The sequence below is a fragment of the Egbenema bharatensis FJBBOT/2019 genome (genome assembly GCF_048077055.1).
Taxonomy (GTDB): domain Bacteria; phylum Cyanobacteriota; class Cyanobacteriia; order Elainellales; family Elainellaceae; genus Egbenema; species Egbenema bharatensis.
Map to the genome: position 1 here is coordinate 4,571,306 of NZ_CP182236.1, position 17,864 is coordinate 4,589,169.

General features: G+C 49.6%; 12 protein-coding genes. 6 read left to right on the top strand and 6 right to left on the bottom strand.

Translation table 11 applies throughout. From position 1 onward, the window contains the following. Positions 1 to 52: 52 nt before the first annotated feature. The 3 genes from ACM1PF_RS21155 to argB all read right to left on the bottom strand — a co-directional run bounded on the left by ACM1PF_RS21155 (position 53) and on the right by argB (position 3,020). Positions 53 to 1,375 (bottom strand): TldD/PmbA family protein, encoded by a 1,323-nt coding sequence (locus ACM1PF_RS21155; protein WP_416666612.1) that lies wholly within the window; start codon positions 1,373 to 1,375, stop codon positions 53 to 55. 35 nt (positions 1,376 to 1,410) lie between these two features. Further along, positions 1,411 to 1,977: a hypothetical protein gene (locus ACM1PF_RS21160; RefSeq protein WP_416666613.1), complete on the bottom strand. Its 567-nt coding sequence runs from the start codon at positions 1,975 to 1,977 to the stop codon at positions 1,411 to 1,413. Positions 1,978 to 2,123: 146 nt separating this feature from the next. After that, positions 2,124 to 3,020, bottom strand: coding sequence for an acetylglutamate kinase (gene argB / locus ACM1PF_RS21165; RefSeq protein WP_416666614.1), 897 nt, complete (start codon positions 3,018 to 3,020; stop codon positions 2,124 to 2,126). A gap of 288 nt (positions 3,021 to 3,308) precedes the next feature. Between argB and ACM1PF_RS21170 the strand changes: the two genes are divergently transcribed. Genes ACM1PF_RS21170 through ACM1PF_RS21180 form a run of 3 tightly spaced genes read left to right on the top strand, consistent with a single transcriptional unit; the run spans position 3,309 to position 4,870 of the window. Continuing rightward, positions 3,309 to 3,701, top strand: a complete 393-nt coding sequence (locus ACM1PF_RS21170; RefSeq protein ID WP_416666324.1) for a helix-turn-helix domain-containing protein — start codon at positions 3,309 to 3,311, stop codon at positions 3,699 to 3,701. Then, the gene (locus tag ACM1PF_RS21175) at positions 3,689 to 4,255 is read left to right on the top strand and encodes an IS630 family transposase (protein WP_416666323.1); all 567 of its coding nucleotides are present in this window, start codon (positions 3,689 to 3,691) and stop codon (positions 4,253 to 4,255) included. The genes ACM1PF_RS21170 and ACM1PF_RS21175 overlap by 13 nt, the downstream gene beginning before the upstream one ends. 39 nt (positions 4,256 to 4,294) lie before the next feature. After that, entirely contained in the window at positions 4,295 to 4,870 is a 576-nt protein-coding gene (locus ACM1PF_RS21180) for a hypothetical protein (protein ID WP_416666615.1), read from the top strand. A gap of 141 nt (positions 4,871 to 5,011) precedes the next feature. Here the strand turns inward: ACM1PF_RS21180 and ACM1PF_RS21185 are convergent, their stop codons facing one another. Next, on the bottom strand, positions 5,012 to 5,248 hold the full coding sequence (locus tag ACM1PF_RS21185) for a hypothetical protein (RefSeq protein ID WP_416666616.1): 237 nt from the start codon (positions 5,246 to 5,248) through the stop codon (positions 5,012 to 5,014). A gap of 475 nt (positions 5,249 to 5,723) precedes the next feature. Between ACM1PF_RS21185 and ACM1PF_RS21190 the strand changes: the two genes are divergently transcribed. Together ACM1PF_RS21190 and ACM1PF_RS21195 are read left to right on the top strand one after the other, a co-directional pair. Then, positions 5,724 to 11,669, top strand: coding sequence for a trifunctional serine/threonine-protein kinase/ATP-binding protein/sensor histidine kinase (locus ACM1PF_RS21190; protein WP_416666617.1), 5,946 nt, complete (start codon positions 5,724 to 5,726; stop codon positions 11,667 to 11,669). 210 nt (positions 11,670 to 11,879) lie between these two features. Beyond that, entirely contained in the window at positions 11,880 to 13,799 is a 1,920-nt protein-coding gene (locus ACM1PF_RS21195) for a serine hydrolase domain-containing protein (RefSeq protein ID WP_416666618.1), read from the top strand. Positions 13,800 to 13,881: 82 nt separating this feature from the next. Here ACM1PF_RS21195 and ACM1PF_RS21200 read toward each other — a convergent pair whose 3' ends face one another. Together ACM1PF_RS21200 and ACM1PF_RS21205 are read right to left on the bottom strand one after the other, a co-directional pair. Then, on the bottom strand, positions 13,882 to 14,910 hold the full coding sequence (locus tag ACM1PF_RS21200; protein ID WP_416666619.1) for a hypothetical protein: 1,029 nt from the start codon (positions 14,908 to 14,910) through the stop codon (positions 13,882 to 13,884). A gap of 58 nt (positions 14,911 to 14,968) precedes the next feature. Further along, positions 14,969 to 15,337, bottom strand: a complete 369-nt coding sequence (locus ACM1PF_RS21205) for an SGNH/GDSL hydrolase family protein (protein ID WP_416666620.1) — start codon at positions 15,335 to 15,337, stop codon at positions 14,969 to 14,971. 566 nt (positions 15,338 to 15,903) lie between these two features. Between ACM1PF_RS21205 and ACM1PF_RS21210 the strand changes: the two genes are divergently transcribed. Beyond that, the gene (locus ACM1PF_RS21210; RefSeq protein WP_416666621.1) at positions 15,904 to 17,586 is read left to right on the top strand and encodes a DUF4394 domain-containing protein; all 1,683 of its coding nucleotides are present in this window, start codon (positions 15,904 to 15,906) and stop codon (positions 17,584 to 17,586) included. The last annotated feature ends 278 nt before the right edge of the window (positions 17,587 to 17,864 follow it).

The following is a 17,864-nucleotide window of genomic DNA, read 5'->3' on the forward strand; positions in this document are numbered from 1 at the left end:
CCACCCCACAAGAGTCAAGAGTTTGAGTTTGGTGCTTTTTTCTAACCTTGTTCTAACCTTGCTTTGCCGCCACACCTAATTGGCTGAATAGCAGACTCGGCACGTAGGAGCCACCTCCCACCCACTCTGGTGTATCGCCCAACTCTTGCAGATTTTGAAAAGCTTCAAAGATGTTGCCCGCCACCATCGTATCTTTCACTCGCCCGACAATTTCGCCCTTTTCCACCTTATAGCCCAGAGCCAGATTCACGGAGAATTCTCCCGCCAGTTGGTTCGACTGGCCCGCACCCAAAACGCTTTCTACAATCAAGCCTTCATCCATACTGGCGATCAGTTCGGCGGTGGAGGCTCCTCCGGGTGCGATGCAAAGATTCACCATATCTGGGCCGGGCCGCGATAGCCCACCCCGGAAGCCATTGCCGGTGGATTCCCGTCCAGCCCGAGCCGCCCACCGTCGATCCCAGTAGAAGCCCATCACCGTTCCGTGATCAATGTAGGCTTTGCGGCTGGTGGGAGTCCCTTCATCATCAAAGGTGCAGGAACTTACGCCCAAACTCGGATCTTCAAATAGCGTCAGGCGAGGGTCGAAGGCCGTTTGTCCCAGCTTATCGGCTAAGGGCGAGGCATTCTGCACCACTGCCTGACCGGACAGCACCGTATCAAACAATCGTCCAATGACGCTGGACACAGCTCTGGGGGTGAACAAAACCGGGAAGGAGCCACTGCGGATGGTGGCATTGCGTTCCGCTCGCCGGAATTTTTGCAGCACTTCATTCAGAATCCGATCGTAGTCTGGAGCCTGATCGCGCACCACATCATAGCTATACACTTCCAGAAAATCTTCGCCCCGCACCAGGTTGCCCGAAAGGGTCGCACTCAGAGTTTGGTTCGATCGCTCGGTATAGACATCCTCACTCGTCGCCAGTTTGACGGTGCCAGAGCCAACCCGGAAGCCGACATCCACCAGGACATCAGAATTGTAATCATGCACTGCCCGAATCAAGGTTTCCCCCACTTCCACCAAGTCCTGGGTACTGGGAGGGGTATAGAGGGAGCGATCGTTGCCATCCCAGCTATGGAAATTGGAAGCAAATTCAAATTCCGCCGGACTGCCAATTTCCGCCGTTTGGATGGCTGCATCCACAATCTCTTCCAGCCGCGTCAGATCCGTTGAACTGGCAAACCCCAGGCGACCGTTGCAGATCACCCGCAGGGCTACCCCTTTGACGGCCTTAGTTTGTAGAGATTTCAGCCGATTATTCTCAAAATCGATCGGCGTACTCTGGCTGGATAGAAAATAGACCTCAGCGGACTGGGATCGCGGTTTGGCGAGGGTCAGGAGCTGAGCGAGAATGGAGTCGGTTAGGTCGGACATAGGTGAAGAGAGTAAGAAGGGGGCAGATTTCCAAGTTAACTGAACCACAGGAGTCCACCGATCGTCAAAGCAATGCCGATCAGGGCGACCCAGACAAAGCGATTATCCTGGGTATTCACCTGGCTCAGGTCAATGTCTTCCAGTTCCGGTTCCGGTTTGGGACGAGGCGATCGTTTCTGAGGGGATGGCGTATAGCGGGAGGCAACTACTTTGTTAGCATCAGACTCCTCACTAATATTACTGAGGTCGGGAATTTGGGTGAGCCATTCCTGACGACGCTTGAGTTGGGGAGCTTTGAGGATGTACAACAACCGTCGGCTTTGCTTGCGGGTCTTAAAGTTAGGATGCTGCTCTAGCCGTTCGCATAACCCGATCGCCTCGGTGGTTCGCTCGGCAGCACTATAAGCATTCACCAACCAGATTTGGATTTCTCCCCCCAACGGAGAATTTCCTCCCGCCAGGGATACCGCTCGCTCCAGGCATTCCACCGACTGGCGATAGCTGCCCCGCTCAAAGGCATTTCGCCCTGCCTGGTAAAGCTCCCTGGCCAGTTCCAGATCGTCCTGTTCGGAGGTGGTTGGTTCTCGATCGTCTGTCGTCACGATTAGGGTCGGTAAGTGAGTAGGGGGTGGGTGAGGATGTGCTTTTCCCGATTCCTCAGTCCTCAGTCCTCAGTCCTCAGTCCTCAGTCCTCAGTCCTCAGTCCTCAGTCCTCAGTCCTCAGTCCTCAGTCCTCATCAGCCCTCTCCTACATCCTATACCCGGAAGCCACAATCATGGAGCCGATCCCGGCATCGGTGAAAACTTCTAACAGGAGAGAGTGGGAAATCCGGCCGTCGATAATATGGGCTGCTTTGACTCCCTGGGCAAGCGATCGGACACAGCAGGTGACTTTGGGAATCATGCCCCCGGAAACGATGCCCTGGTCAATGAGACTGCGGGCTTCCTGAATGTCTACTTTGGCGATCAGGGTGCTGGGATCTTTGTAGTCTTTGAGGATTCCGGCGGTATCTGTCATCAGAATCAGCTTCTCCGCATCCAGGGCAGCGGCCAGTTCTCCGGCTACGGTATCGGCATTGATATTGTAAGCCTGGCCGTTTTCATCGGCAGCGACGCTAGAAACCACTGGAATATAGCCATCCTGAACCAATGCTTCGATTAACTTGACGTTAGTGGCACTGACTTCACCCACAAAGCCGATCCCCTCATCTCCCTGGGGTCGCGCTTTAACCAGGTTGCCATCCTTGCCACACAGTCCCACGGCAGAGCCCCCCGCCTGATTGATCAGGGAAACAATTTCTTTATTCACCCGACCGACTAGCACCATTTCCACCACATCCATCGTGGCTGCATCGGTGACGCGCAAGCCGTTCTTAAACTGCGCTTCGATCCCCAGTTTATCCAGCCAGGTATTAATTTCGGGGCCGCCACCATGCACCAGCACCGGACGTAACCCCACACAGGACAAAAACACAATGTCTCGCATGACTTTATCCTTGAGGTTGCTGTCCTTCATGGCCGCTCCGCCATACTTTACGACAATAATCCGTCCGGCAAACCGCTGGATGTAGGGTAGGGCTTCGCTGAGAACCCGAACGCGAGTGGCATCATCGGTGATGGGGAGGGTGTCAGGAGTTGTGGTCATAGACGAGGGAAGTCGATCGAAGGTTGATAAAAAATTACTGTCTGCTTAGTGTACCAGGAGCTACCAAATTCAGATGTGTAATTCGAGCACACTTCCTTAACCCAGTTCCCTGGAGAACCCTAAGTATCGTTGGGAATTCTTAAATCTTAAGATAGGTATGGTCGATCGGTATCACATTAGTGAAGTAGCCCCAGAAGTTATGATCAATTTTGACAAAACCCTGAAATACAGCACTTTCGAGGTATATGAGGTACACTTAAAAGGAGATTAGAGGTATCAAGAATCCCGATGAAAGCCTACTCCGTTGATTTGAGAGAAAAAATAGTTAATGCTTATGAGAGAGGCGATACTTCAATTAGAAAAGTAGCCACTCAGTTTGGCGTTGCGAAAAGCTATGTCCAAAAGCTGCTCCTCCTTAAGAAAACTCAGGGACACTTGGCACCCAAGAAGCAAGGTGGAACAATGAAGGGACAGTTAGATGAGTACGGTAGCGAATTAACTGCAATGGTACAAAGCCATCCTGACGCAACTTTAGCAGAATATTGCGAGTATTTTGGAGAGCAATACAACGTTTGGGTCTGTCGCAGTGTCATGTGCTGTGCCTTGCAAAAACAACAACTCACGCGAAAAAAAAGACCTTACGCAGCACTCAAGCGAACACAGAGCGGGTGCAAAAGCTGAGAGTAGAGTATTGGGAGAAGGTCAAACCCATCGAGGTAGAGAACCTGGTGTTTCTAGACGAGATGGGAGTTCTACTCGGGTTGACCCGTACCCATGCTAGAAGCAATCGAGGCGATAGAGCGTATGACTTTAAGCCCTACTATCGAGGTGAAAAGGTGAGTGTGATTGGGGGCATCAGTTGCAAGCAGGTGTTGGCTCTCATGACACTAGATGGTTCAGTCAATGGCGATGCCTTCAAAGTTTTTATCGAGCATTTCCTGCTGCCGCAGTTATGGGAGGGTGCAGTAGTGGTGATGGATAATTTGCCTGCTCATAAAGTTGAAGCAATCGAGCCTTTAATTGAATCAGTAGGTGCCAGTGTTTTGTATTTGTCGCCCTATTCTCCTGAATTTAATCCCATTGAGCATTGGTGGTCACAATTGAAAGCATTCCTGAGACTATTTTCTCCAACTACTGCATCTGGTGTGGATGGTTTAATCGGAATAGCACTTGAGTTAATGAATCCTGAACACCTCAAAAATTGGTTTACACATTGCTGCTACTGTACCTCATAAACCCCGAATCCGCTGTATTTCAAAAGATTTCTATTTCCTTTGGCAACTGTGCTGGGGGTCATTTACCTGATTCTGCTGGTGGCAGGGGAAATTGATCCAGAGGATCGCAGATTGAAAAATACGGACGTAGCAATTCTGTTGATCGTGCTGTTGATTAATTCTGATTTGACAGAGCGATTGGCAAAATTTCGCCTTGGTTCAGAAGGGGTGACGCTGAAGCTAGAAGAACTGGAAGAACAGCAGGATCGGATGAACCAGACTCAAAGAATCCAGGAAGAAGAAATCAAAGATCTGGCGGGTCTGTTGGTTAGAGATCTACTGAGTACAAAGGAACGTGACCTGTTAAAAAGATTGGCTGCCGATCGCCCTTTTCCCTACGAAGATAAAGAGAAATTTGTAGAGGATTTGATTCAATTGGGCGATCGAGAATTAATCGAAAGTCCATCTCAAGATGAATTAAAAATTGAGGAAATTCCGCAATCCTCGGATGACTTAAAGCAGTTCGTTCAGGTGTCGCAACTGGGCTATATCTGCCTGAAGTTTATGCAAAAGGCTTTTTCAAATGAACGGTTGGATGAGTTGGAAATTGAAGAACAGTTGGATTGGAAGGAGTGAGGGGTGAGGAGTGAGGGGTGAGGAGTGAGGAGTGAGGAGTGAGGAGTGAGGAGTGAGGAGTGAGGAGGATCTCAACATAGTTTGCGATCTACTGAGTTTTGTTAACTGGGATGGGATTCCCCCCGATCGTCTGATCAACCCTTACCGCATGAGGCGATATTCAGTGCTGATGGACATGAACACGGCAGGATCGGGGGTGGGTAGGAGAGGACTCCAACTTTCGATTCTGCGGAAGTTTTTGAGATAGAGATCGTGAATCGTGGCGCGAACCACTTCTTTAGAACCAAAGATGATAATGCGAACGCGCTCTCGCCCTGCACTCGGATCAGAATCATCTCCAAAGGCAGGATGATCGAACAGGTTAAAATCACCTGTCATAGGAATTCTCCTTAGAATGGTTGGGGTTGTAATGAACGGAAGAAACCCAGCAACCTGGTTGTCCCCCCGTTCAACCATCGCAAAGTTGGGGATAGGAAGTTGTTCAACAAAAGCGTTAAACTAATCCAAGCCCGACGGACAGCTACGGTCGTCTGTAGGGTTAGAGGTATGCTGTAGTGTCTACCTACTTCATACCTCGCCAGGTTGTTGGGAGCCAGGCTACTGCGACACGCATTTGTTGTGTAGCCATAAGTTAAGAAGATACCAGATCGATCGCCATAGTCAAGTGTTCTGTTGTACAAATTTACTGACTGAGGGAAATCGTTCATGGGTCATGGGGCATGGGAGAGGCGCGATCGTCGGGTGTGATCTGGCTAGATAATTTGCAGAATCAGGTGATCATAGTGAGATCACTCAGATCATAGGGAACCCTAGAAAGGAATTTAGCTTAAGGGCAGTCTCCCGGTTCTGACCTATGACATCTCTAGCAAACGCCGCTTCGCAAGTCTTCACATTTTCTGACTACACCATCGTTGAGCAACTGTACCTGGGATCTCGAACAATCGTCTATCGAGCTGTCCAAACTTCCACTCAGCAGTCGGTCGTGATTAAGGTGCTGCGGCGAGAGTATCCTAGCTTTAGTGAACTGGTGCAGTTTTGCAATCAATATACCATTGCCAAAAATCTCCCGATTCCTGGTATTATCCAGCCTTTGCACCTGGAACCGCTGGGTAAGGGCTATGCTCTGGTCATGGAAGATTGGGGTGGGGTTGCCTTAGGGCAGTACATCCAACACCATCCTTTAGGCCTGTCAGAGATGATCGCGATCGCCATTCAACTGGCGGACATTCTGCATGATCTGGGTCAACATCGTGTGGTGCATAAAGACATTAAACCGGCCAACATTCTCATCCATCCAGAAACAAAGCAGGTCAAACTGATTGATTTCAGCATTGCATCTTTGCTGCCGAAGGAAACCCAAGAAATTCAGAATCCCAATGTGCTGGAGGGAACCCTGGCCTACCTCTCCCCTGAACAAACCGGCCGGATGAACCGGGGTATTGATTACCGCAGTGATTTCTATTCGCTAGGTGTAACGCTTTTTGAGTTGGCGACGGGTCAATTGCCATTTCACTCCAGTGAACCAATGGAACTGTTGCACTGTCATTTGGCCAAACAACCGCCCTCCATCTGCGATGTCAACCCCAATCTGCCCCTGATGTTGGGGGAGATCATTCGTAAGTTGATGGCGAAGAATGCTGAAGACCGATACCAGAGTGCGATCGGACTCAAACATGATTTGATGCAATGTCAAAAAAACCTGCACGGACCAGTCTGGTTTGAACTGGGACAGCATGATGTATCCGATCGGTTCTTGATTCCTGAAAAGCTTTACGGCCGGGAACAGGAGGTGACAACGCTCCTGTATTCCTTTGGACGGGTTGCCAACGGAGCTGCTGAACTGATGCTGGTCGCAGGCTTTTCGGGCATTGGTAAAACGGCTGTGGTGAATGAAGTCCATAAGCCGATCGTGCGCTGGAATGGCTACTTCATTAAAGGGAAGTACGATCAGTTCAACCGCAATGTTCCCTTTTCTGCTGTCGTTCAGGCGTTGCGTGACCTGATGGAACAACTGTTGAGCGAGAGTGATGTGCAACTAGAACAATGGAAACACCGCATTTTGTCTGTGGTGGGTGAGAACGGGCAGGTGTTGACTGAGGTAATTCCGGAGCTAGAGCAGATTATTGGTTCCCAACCGCCAGCCCCAGACCTCTCTGGTAGTGCAGCCCAGAGCCGTTTCAATCGGCTGTTCCAGAAGTTTATTGCTGTCTTCGCCACCCCCGAGCATCCCCTGGTGATGTTCCTCGATGATTTGCAATGGGCAGATGCAGCTTCGCTCAACTTAATGCAGGTCTTAATGACGGAGAAAGCATCGGGGTATCTGATGTTGATTGGAGCCTATCGGGATAATGAAGTTTCTCCAACCCATCCGCTGATGCTGACACTGGAGGACATTCAAAAAACAAATGCCAGGATTAATACCCTGACGTTAGCCCCGCTGAACCAGAGCGATGTCAATCAGTTGATTGCCGATGCGTTCAGTTGTACCCCCGATCTGGCATGGCCGTTCACCGAATTGGTGTATCAAAAAACAGCCGGGAATCCGTTTTTCATCACGCAATTTTTGAAAGCACTCTATGAAGATGGATTAATCACCTTTGATGGGGAAATTGGCTTCTGGCAATGTGATCTGGCAACGGTACGATCGCTGGCCCTCACGGATGATGTCGTGGAGTTTATGTCACTGCAACTACAAAAGCTGCCCTCTGCAACCCAATCCATCCTGAAACTAGCTGCCTGCGTCGGGAATCAATTTGACTTAGCAACCCTGGCGATCGTTTCAGAACAGCCTGAACTGGAAACCGCCTTGTCCCTATGGAAAGCGCTACAGGAAGGATTTATTATTCCAACAAACGAAGTTTATAAGTTTTATCAGAATTCATCGATTTTTAGTCATCAATCGACGACCCGTATAACTGATTCTCAAATTACCAATTTCCAAATCAACAATTCTCAAATTACCGATCGATCAAAAGAATTAATCGTTAACTATAAATTCTTACACGATCGCGTTCAACAGGCTGCTTACTCTCTCATTCCGGACTCCCAGAAAAAAGCAGTGCATCTAAAAGTTGGTCAGTTATTACTCAGCAGCACATCTTCTGAAACCCTTGAAGCCAGGATTTTCGATATTGTCCATCAACTTTATCAAGGTAATGAAATCATTGCTCAACAATCAAATCGAGATGAAGTCGCTCATCTTTATTTGACTGCTGGGAAAAAAGCAAAAGCTTCCACTGCCTATAAAGCAGCCGTTGATTACTTTACCGCAGGGATAGACTTGCTCACAGAACAGAACTGGAGCACTCACTATCAACTGACGTTTGACTTGTATCGAGAAGGTGCAGAGTGCGCCTATCTGATTGGTCATCTGAAGCAAGCAGAAACCTGGTTTGATTTAGCCCTGAGTCATGCTCAGGATGCATTTGAGCAAGCTGATATTTATGCCATTCAAATGTACCTGAAGATGACTCAAGGTGAAGATATTCAAGCTAGCTTTGAAGATGGGCTAAAGGGCCTGAGTATGCTTGGGATGCCCTTGCCGCGCCTGCTTGAAGAGCAGAAAGCTGAAATTCAAATTCAATTAGAACAGCTACAGACCAAACTGGCAACGATTTGCCCATCCGATGTCTTTAATCTGCCGGAAATGTCTGATCAAAAGCAGAAACTCTGCATGAGCTTGCTTGCCGATCTCTGGGCCGCCGCCTACATGGGAGGAGATGCAACGCTCTCGTACTTGAGTCTGCTGCTGATGCTCAACACTTCCCTCACCTATGGCAATACGGAAGCCTCTGGTTTTGCCTATTGTCTGTACGGAATGAACCTGGCCAATCAGGGCGATTATGCTACGGCCTATGAATTTGGTACATTAGCTTTGAAGCTCGATCGCCACTTCAACAGTACAAAGTTTATCTACAAAACAAATAATATTTTTGCTCATACGATTAATCCCTATAATCAACATCTAAAAACAAATCTAGCCGTATCGCGCCAGGCTTTTCAGGCTAGTCAAGCCGGTGGAGATGTGGTGTTTGGTGTCTGGGCGGTTTCATTTTTGATCTGGGCTATGATCCTTAAAGGAGATTGCCTGCCCGATATCTACGCAGAAACTGAAAAATATCTCGGTTACGTACAGCAAGTCAATGATGTCAATATGCTGTATGCCTTTACCCTACAACGACAGTTTCTCTTGAATTTGCAAAATACATTTCAAAACACAGACTTACTGCATTCACACCATTCGGATTATTCCGACGAGCAGCCTCCCTATATTCAAGTTTGGCGACAAAAGCAGAATTTTGAACACGGCATCAACTGGTATTGTTTTCTAAAGCTACAGCTTTCGTATTTGTATGGTCGTTATTCTGACGCAGTTGCAGCCGCTAAAGAAGCAGAAGCGACATTACCTTGCAATGCAGGGTTTTTTCCCATTATTCTGTATCACTTCTACTATCCACTGAGTTTAGCTGCACTCTATCCTGACGCAACGACAGTACAGCAAAGGGAATACTGGGAGATCCTGCAACACCATCAGCAAATATTCAAAAATCTATCCGATTTTTGTCCAGAGAACTTTCTACACAAGTACCTATTGCTATCGGCTGAAATGGCGGCTCTTTCGGGTCATGCACTGGAAGCAGTAAATTTGTACGATCGGGCCATTGCCGCCGCAAAAGCCAATGAATATCTTCAAGAAGAAGCCCTTGCCAATGAACTGGCAGCCACATTTTTCCTTAGATGGGACAAACCGTTGATTGCCCAGGAATACATGCTCAAGGCCTACTATGGCTATGCCCGTTGGGGTGCCAAAACCAAAGTTGCAGACCTGGAAGCTTGCTATTCTCAATTGCTTGCTCCTATCCTACGGCAAGAACGGCCACCGCTCTCAGTCAGCGAAACTGTTTTTGCCAGTGGAACGATCGCCTCCACGGGTACTTCCTCCAGTGGCATTTCCGATGCCATCGATCTGGTTACTGTTCTCAAAACCTCCCAGGCAATATCCAGTGAAATTGAACTGGAAAAACTGCTGTCATCCTTGCTGTCCATCATCATTGAAAATGTAGGCGCTGATAAGTGTGTGTTAATGCTGCTGCGGGGTGAACGTTTGCTGATTAAAGGGTTAGTCACCCTGGGAACACAACCCATTGTGTTGCAGAGCCTTCCTGTTGAAGAGAGTCAGGATGTTCCTCTCAAAATCATTCACAAGGTCATGCATCAGCAGCACAGCGTCGTACTGATTGATGCAATGGCAGATCCCACTTTAGTCGCCGATCCATACATTGTGCATCAGCAACCCAAAAGCCTTTTATGTAGTCCAATTTTGCATCAGGGTAAGTTAAAGGGAATTGTATATTTAGAGAATAATCTGGCAACAGGAGCATTCACAGCCGATCGCGTCGAGTTGCTCAACCTGCTCTGTGCCCAGGCAGCGATTTCGCTAGAGAATGCCAGGCTGTATGAACGATCGCAGCAATATGCTCAACAGCTAGAGCGATCGCTGAACGAGTTAGGCCATACAGAGTCTCGCCTGCGAGCATCCCAGCAACGGCTTCAGCTCATGGTTCAACAAACACCCCTAGCCGTCATTGAGTGGGATATCAATCAGCAGATTACGAGTTGGAACCCAGCCGCAGAAAGAATATTTGGCTACACCCAGGAAGAAGCTCTGGGTCGTCCAATTCACTTTCTCGTTCCTGAAAAGCTCCAGCCTCAAATCGCAAGAATTAGTGCCGATCTTCTACTGCAACAGGGCGGTCATTTCAGCATCAATGAAAACATTACAAAAGATGGCAGGTTGATTGTTTGTGCCTGGTATAACAGTCCGCTGGTTAATGAGGACGGTGAGCTGGTTGGCGTTGCTTCACTCACAGATGATATTACTGACCAGAAAATGGCTGAACTCAAACTCCAACAACAGGCAGAAGAGTTGGCAGCGGCATTGCAAAACTTAAGGCAAACCCAATTACAGATGGTGCAAAACGAGAAAATGGCCATGTTGGGTAACCTGGTTGCTGGCATTGCTCACGAAATCAACAACCCCATTGGTTTTCTCAATGGTAGTGTTAATAACGCCAAAGATTACGTGCAGGATTTGTTCGGCCATCTTGCGCTCTATCAGGAACATCATCCCCAGGCGGCCACCCCAGTTCTGGATCATGCAGCAGCGATCGATCTGGAGTTCTTGCGCGAAGATTTGCCCAAGGTACTCGATTCCATGAAAGGGGCGACCGATCGCATCAAGTCCATCAGCAACAGCCTGCGAACCTTCTCCCGGGCCGATACTGAATATAAAGTCCGGGCCGATATTCACGAAGGCATCGACAGCACGATCTTAATCCTGAAATATCGACTTAAAGCCAATGAGTTCCGCCCAGCGATCGAAGTGCAAAAAGCATACAGCAATCTGCCTATGGTTGATTGTTTTCCTGGACAGTTGAACCAGGTGTTCATGAATATCTTAGCCAATGCGATCGATGTTTTTGATGAGGCAGCCCAACAGTCTTCGTTTAATGACCTGAAAGCAAAGCCTCAGAGGATCACAATTCAAACCCAGCTAGCCGCACAGAATACCGTTGAAATCCGGATTCGTGACAATGGTACAGGGATGTCGAGCGAAGTACTATCTCGCATTTTTGACCATTTATTCACCACCAAAGGGGTAGGAAAAGGAACCGGATTAGGATTGGCGATCGCCCGTCAAATTATCGTGGAGAAACATGGAGGTTGCATAGAGGTGCAGTCGGAAGTGGGGCAAGGCACCGAATTCTGTATCAGCCTACCCATGTCGGTTCATCCATAGTCGGTTCACCCATAGTCGGTTCACCCATGAGCACTCAAGCATGCAGTGATTAGCTTAAAAATTTGTTATGTCACGCAAAGTAGACATCGAATGATGTCTACCCGCAATGTCTGCCCTATGGCTGAAGCAGATTTCTGTTGCGATCGCTAGGCTAAAAAATTGTAGCGAAGATTCAGGCAGCCAGTGAAATTGCGATCGCTCCATCGAAGCATGAGGGTTGTTGTAATAGCCCTGTTCGTTGCGCTGCTCATCATTTTACCCAGTATCGCCCAGGTGCCAGAAACCCAGATCCCACCCCCTGATGCTGAACTGAGCCAATTGGAACCCTTCGACCCGCCAGAGGTAGAAGCCTTCGTGGAGGAGTTTGTCCGGGCGCAGTCGCTCCCAGGTGCAGCTTTTGTTTTGGTTCAGGACGGAGCAATTGTAGCCCAACAGGGTTATGGCTATGCTGATATCGCCCAACAGCGTCCCGTTGATGCAGAAACCACTTTATTTCGGATTGCATCCATCTCGAAATTAGTCACCACCGTTGCCCTGTTGCAGCTTTATGAGCAGGGACAGGTGAGCCTGAATGATAATGTGAATCGCTATCTGCAAGCCTTTCAAATTGACGAAACCTATCCCGCTCCCATTACGGTAGAAAACCTGCTGACCCACACCGACGGACTGGATGTGTCCTGGGGAATTGGCGCGGCCAACACGACAGGAGATCGGTTTTTGCCCCTGGCTCAATTTTTGCAAGACCGTTTGCCACCGCGAGTGGTTGCCCCAGACCGGGTATATCTTTATGGTGATGCTGGAATGACCGTTGCGGGCTATCTGGTTCAGGCTTTGAGTAGCATTCCCTTTGCGCAATACGTAGAACAGCAGATCTTTCAACCCTTAGGGATGGAGCGCAGTAGCTTTCAGCAACCTTTACCGCCCTCCCTTGCAGCGGATGTTGCGGTGGGATATGAAGCGGATCACTCACCAGTTCCGTTTCAGCGAATTCAAAGTGTCCCTGCGATCGCCATGAGTACGACGACCACCGACATGGCGAACTTTATGCTAGCCCAACTGCAAGGCGGACAGTTCAACAACAGCGGCATCTTGAGCGAAGAAACAACGCGCCAAATGCAGCAGCAGCACTTTACCCACCACCCCCGACTTCCCGGTTCTGCCTACGGGTTTTATCTGCGCCAACAAAGCGATCGTCTGATCCTGGAGCATGGTGGCGTGATGCCCGGTTTCAGCAGTACCCTGTTCCTGATTCCAGAAGATAATTTAGGATTCTTCCTGGCTAGCAACAGTTTTCGGGCTGATCTGCCGGAGCGTTTGATGCAAGCCTTCCTGGCGCACTACTATCCATCAACGCCGAGTCCACCCCGGGATTCCCCAACCGGAACCCGATTATCGCCCGATCTGTCCCGGTTTTTTGTCGGCACCTATCGATTCAATCGCTATCCCCACAGGAGTTTTGAGAAGTTAACTGCTTTGATCGGGCTTGTTCCTGAAATTCGGATTGAGGTCACCGAAGATGGCGCGTTAACGATTCAGGGTGCTCGCTACACTCAGATAGAGCCGCTGCTGTTTCAGTTAGGAAATAGTTCTTACTACAGTGCCTTTCGGCAAAACGATCGCGGCCAGATCACCCACGTTTTCCTGGGGCAGAGTGTGTTTCAAGCATTTGAAAAATTAGCGTGGTTTGAAACCGTTCGCTTTAATGCCCTGTTACTGGGAATCTGCGCCTTAATTTTCCTATCGATGGGGATTGTTTATTTAATTGACTTCTACCGTCGCCTGACAAAACGCCTTTCTGGACAGCGACGCTTGCCTCAATGGGCGCTACATTTGGCTGGGTTAACCAGTACCTTAAATCTCTTATTCGTCATGGGTATGGTCTTCACTCTGGTGTTCACCGATATCTGGGTTCTCTATGAAGGAATGCCCTGGCTCGCCCTGCTTCTGCTAGGCATTCCACTCATCACTACTGGCTTAACATTGGGGTTAGCTGTTGGGACGATCGCCGTTTGGGCAAATTATTCAGGCGCGCTCTGGCAAAAGTTGCATTACTCCCTGGTCACGCTGGCTGCCATTGGCTTCATCTGGTTTGTTGAGTACTGGAATCTTTTAGGCTTTCGCTTTGCTTGAGTCAATCCACCCCTCACCCTTCTCCACCAGGGATTTCCCAACATTCCCCTCCTGGGAGGGGTTGGGGTGGGTTCAATGCGACTTAAGCCGCAGAGGAGGATGAGGGACTCGGTAACTGAGTTTCAGCCGCTGTTAGCCTGAACGGGTTATCACTCCCCACCGTCAGGAAGTCCCTGGCACGGAGAGAACTCGCCTGAATGCCATTCAGAATGGCTAACCGTTGGTTATCTCTGGTAATCCGAATCACCGTATTGTCTCCCCGCTGTCGCAACGTCAGGCGATCGAACGTTAGCCTGCCGCCCAAGACAATGCGATCGATTCCCAGTTCAAAATCCAGAATCGTATCTATGCCCTGTCTCGGTTGCAACCAGAAGCGATCGGCTCCTCTGCCGCCTTCCAGCACATCATTGCCTCTCCCACCGTTCAGGAAATCTGCCCCTAAGCCACCCCTCAAGGTATCCTGACCATTGTTGCCATACAGCCGATCGTTCCCGGCATTCCCCAGGAGCAAATCATCCCCTGCTCCACCGACCAGTAAATCTCGACCCTGGAATCCGTACAGCGTATCATTCCCGGCATTCCCCAGGAGGGTATCATTGCCCCGGTTGCCCTCCAGCCAATCGTTCCCGCCCCGACCCGTCAGGAAGTCATTACCGCTATAGCCAACTAAGCGATCGGCCTGCGGCGTACCAATCCGGGCAATGTTGTCAGTGATGCCATTAATCACATCTTGCCGGAGGGTTTGAGCCAGGAGAGAGTGGCTGCGGGTTGTGGGATGTGCCTGATCCCAGAAGAAAAACGTATCTGCATCGGCTGGAGCCGATCGGGGGACTAAATTCACCAGGAATGGATCGGTGACATTGGAAAACCCAAAGGCGGATGGATTTGCAGCAACTTGCTCTCCCAAAGCGAACAGATCAGTCAGAACAACGTTAACGCCCAAGCTTTGTTCCAGCGGCAGCAGGTTACTTTCCAGACCCGCATTGAGGGTTTGCGTCACCTGGGTTAGAGGAGCTAAAAAGTTCTGGCTGAGGGGTAATCGCCCCAGGTTGGGGTTTTGCACCACAACAATATTTTTTGCACCGGCATTCGCCAACGATTCAACCGCCAATCTAATATTACCAACAGCCTGGTTGATGGCTGGCCAAAGGAGCCTGGATCGTTCAGATTCAGGAAATCATTCGCGCCTGACCAAACAAAATACAGGGCATTGGGATCGGCTCCCCCGGCCCAACCTGAGTCACAAAGCGATCGATCTGATCCAGCAGTCCACCCAGTTGAGGGAACGGATTCACATTCGTCCGCCCCGTTGTGGCTCCACCTACCGCAAAGTTGGTCGTTAAATCAAGGTTTAATCCGAGGCTGTCCGCCAGGAATTCCACCGCCACTGGGCCATTTGAAAATCGACCCTCGGCATAGGGAGGGCTGGGGGGCAATAGCCCTGCCGTCAGAAGGAACGAATTACCGATATCCGTCGTGCTGTCACCAAAGGCAATCACCTTCGCATCCCGCTGGGGGATGACCGAAATTTCGTTCATATTAAGTTCTGCCTTTACCAAAATAGATGTTCTAATCTTTACGAACTCGCCAGTCACTCAACCGTACATTGAAGCGTATAGTTATCATACGATTAAGTATTCGATCTGGTTCATTAGAAAAATCAAGAATTTGTAAACTTGCTCCACTTCCGGTTTTTCGCTGATCGGATGAAGCTCCTATCCTCCGAAAGCCCGATCGCCCTGCGCAATTGCTTTCAAACAGAGCTTTCCCAGATCAGGTTTATTTGCCAGTCAGTTACCAAAGGTTTCCAATTCGATCGTGGGTTCAGCAAGAGAATCAAGTTTGTGTGGATCTCCGTGATCTAAGTTTGATTTTTTACTCAGTGTAGGAGCCTTTGGTTCATCTTTTGCTCAGTGAAAATGAGCAGCGAAATCTCTGTATTGTCAAGGCTCAGAGGTATGATTTGTCCAAACAATTTGCACCTCATCTCCGGTTTCTCACGAATCTGCCTCAAGTACAGAAGCCTTGCAATAAAAACTGTCATGATGCATCCGATTGGTCATTCTCTCCGTACCAGGGACGTAGAGTTTGATACGGTTCAACGATGGCTTCATTCAACAACCTGAATAGCGTACTCAGTCAACTGGGTGATGCTTTAAACACGATCGCCGCTCAGGATGACGCAACCCTGCGGCAGCGGATCAATCAAGTCGTTTCAGACTTACAAGCCGGGCGACTCGATGCGATCGACAAAATTCTGTCCTCGCTTCAGCCCACCCCAAAAGCCCCTGACCCTACCACAGCCAAATTTGTCGGACTCACAGCCGACAACCGTCTGGCATTCTTCAATCCTGATGATTTGAGCAATACGACAACCGTTTGCATCATGGGGTTACAGCCGGGAGAAACACTGTTGGGAGTAGACTTTCGCCCAAATACTGGAGAATTGTTTGCCCTCGGCAGCAGCAATCGGCTGTACACAATCGATCCAGAAACGGGAACCGCCACTTCAGTGGGAACTGAACCCTTTGCGATCGCCCTGGAAGGGACAAATTTTGGGTTTGACTTTAATCCCACCGTCGATCGAATTCGGGTGGTCAGCGATGCCGGACAAAACCTGCGGCTCAACCCGGACACCGGAGCAGTCGTCGATGCCGACCCCACGATGGAGGGGATTCAGCCTGACGGTGCGCTGAATGGCGATACGGATTCAATTATTGCCACGGCCTACACCAACAGTTTCACTGGAACAACGGCAACCACTCAGTATGGGATCGATGCGGTTACCAATCAGCTCTTTATCCAGGCTCCGCCTAACGATGGGACTCAAACGATCGTCGGTGATTTGGGCGTTGACTTTGATGCGGGTGCAGGATTTGACATTCTGTTTTTAGAAGATCAAAACCTGGGCTTTGCCACCTCCGGCTCCTCCTTATTTTCGATCGACCTGGAAACAGGAGCTGCTACCCTGGTGGGTGAAGTCAAAGCGGGCGGTCAGTCCCTTGAGCTAGTTGGCTTTGCTGGACGTAGCCCGATCGTGAAGCCTGATCCAGAAACGGCAGAATTTATTGGTTTGAGCGATGCCAACGCGCTGGTATTCTTCAATTCCAATGCCTTAAATAATGTGACTCAGGTTGAAGTAACGGGACTGCAACCCCATGAAACATTACTGGGGATCGATATTCGTCCTGAAACGGGGGAACTGTTTGCCCTGGGCAACGATCGGCTGTACACGATCGATCGGCTTACGGGAGTTGCAACTCAGGTGGGAATGGAATCCTTTGCGGCACCGTTGGCAGGAACAAACTTTGGGTTTGACTTTAATCCCACCGTCGATCGAATTCGAGTGGTCAACGATGCCGGACAAAACCTGCGGCTCAACCCGGACACCGGAGCGATCGTCGATGCTGATCCCTTAACCGGGGGAATTCAGTTCGATGGCAACTTGAATGGTGATACGGATTCAATCATCGCCACAGCCTACACCAACAGCTTCGCTGGCTCCACCATGACCACCCAGTACGGTATTGATGCCCTGACCAACCGCCTCTTCATCCAGGCTCCCCCCAACGATGGCACCCAGAATTTTGTTGGAGAACTGGGCTTTGATTTTGATGCCGGGGCAGGGTTCGACATCGTATTCCGCGAAGGCATGAACCTGGGCTTTGCCACCTCAAATTCTTCCCTGTTCTCGATCGATCTGGACTCTGGGGCTGCCACGCTGATCGGTGAAGTCAGAGATGGTGCAACGTCGATTAATCTGGCTGGATTTACCGCAGCTATGTAGGGGAAAGGAGGTCGTAGGGTAGGCATCTTGCCTGCCCCGTTTGGATTTGTACCGTCTGCTATGGGGGCGTATTGCTGTGCGCCCCTACGAGATACACTATTTTTCGCATATCTCTTCCGACGGATTCCTTAATATTCCTGTCACCATCACAAGTTCCTCAAATTTTTCCTCTACAACAAAGTTAGAAGGTAGTGAGTGCAGAACGATCGAAAACGTCGTTCATTCGCTTCACAGTGCAGATCACACTAAAGCGCATTTCAACCTTCTCTCTCTTCTCA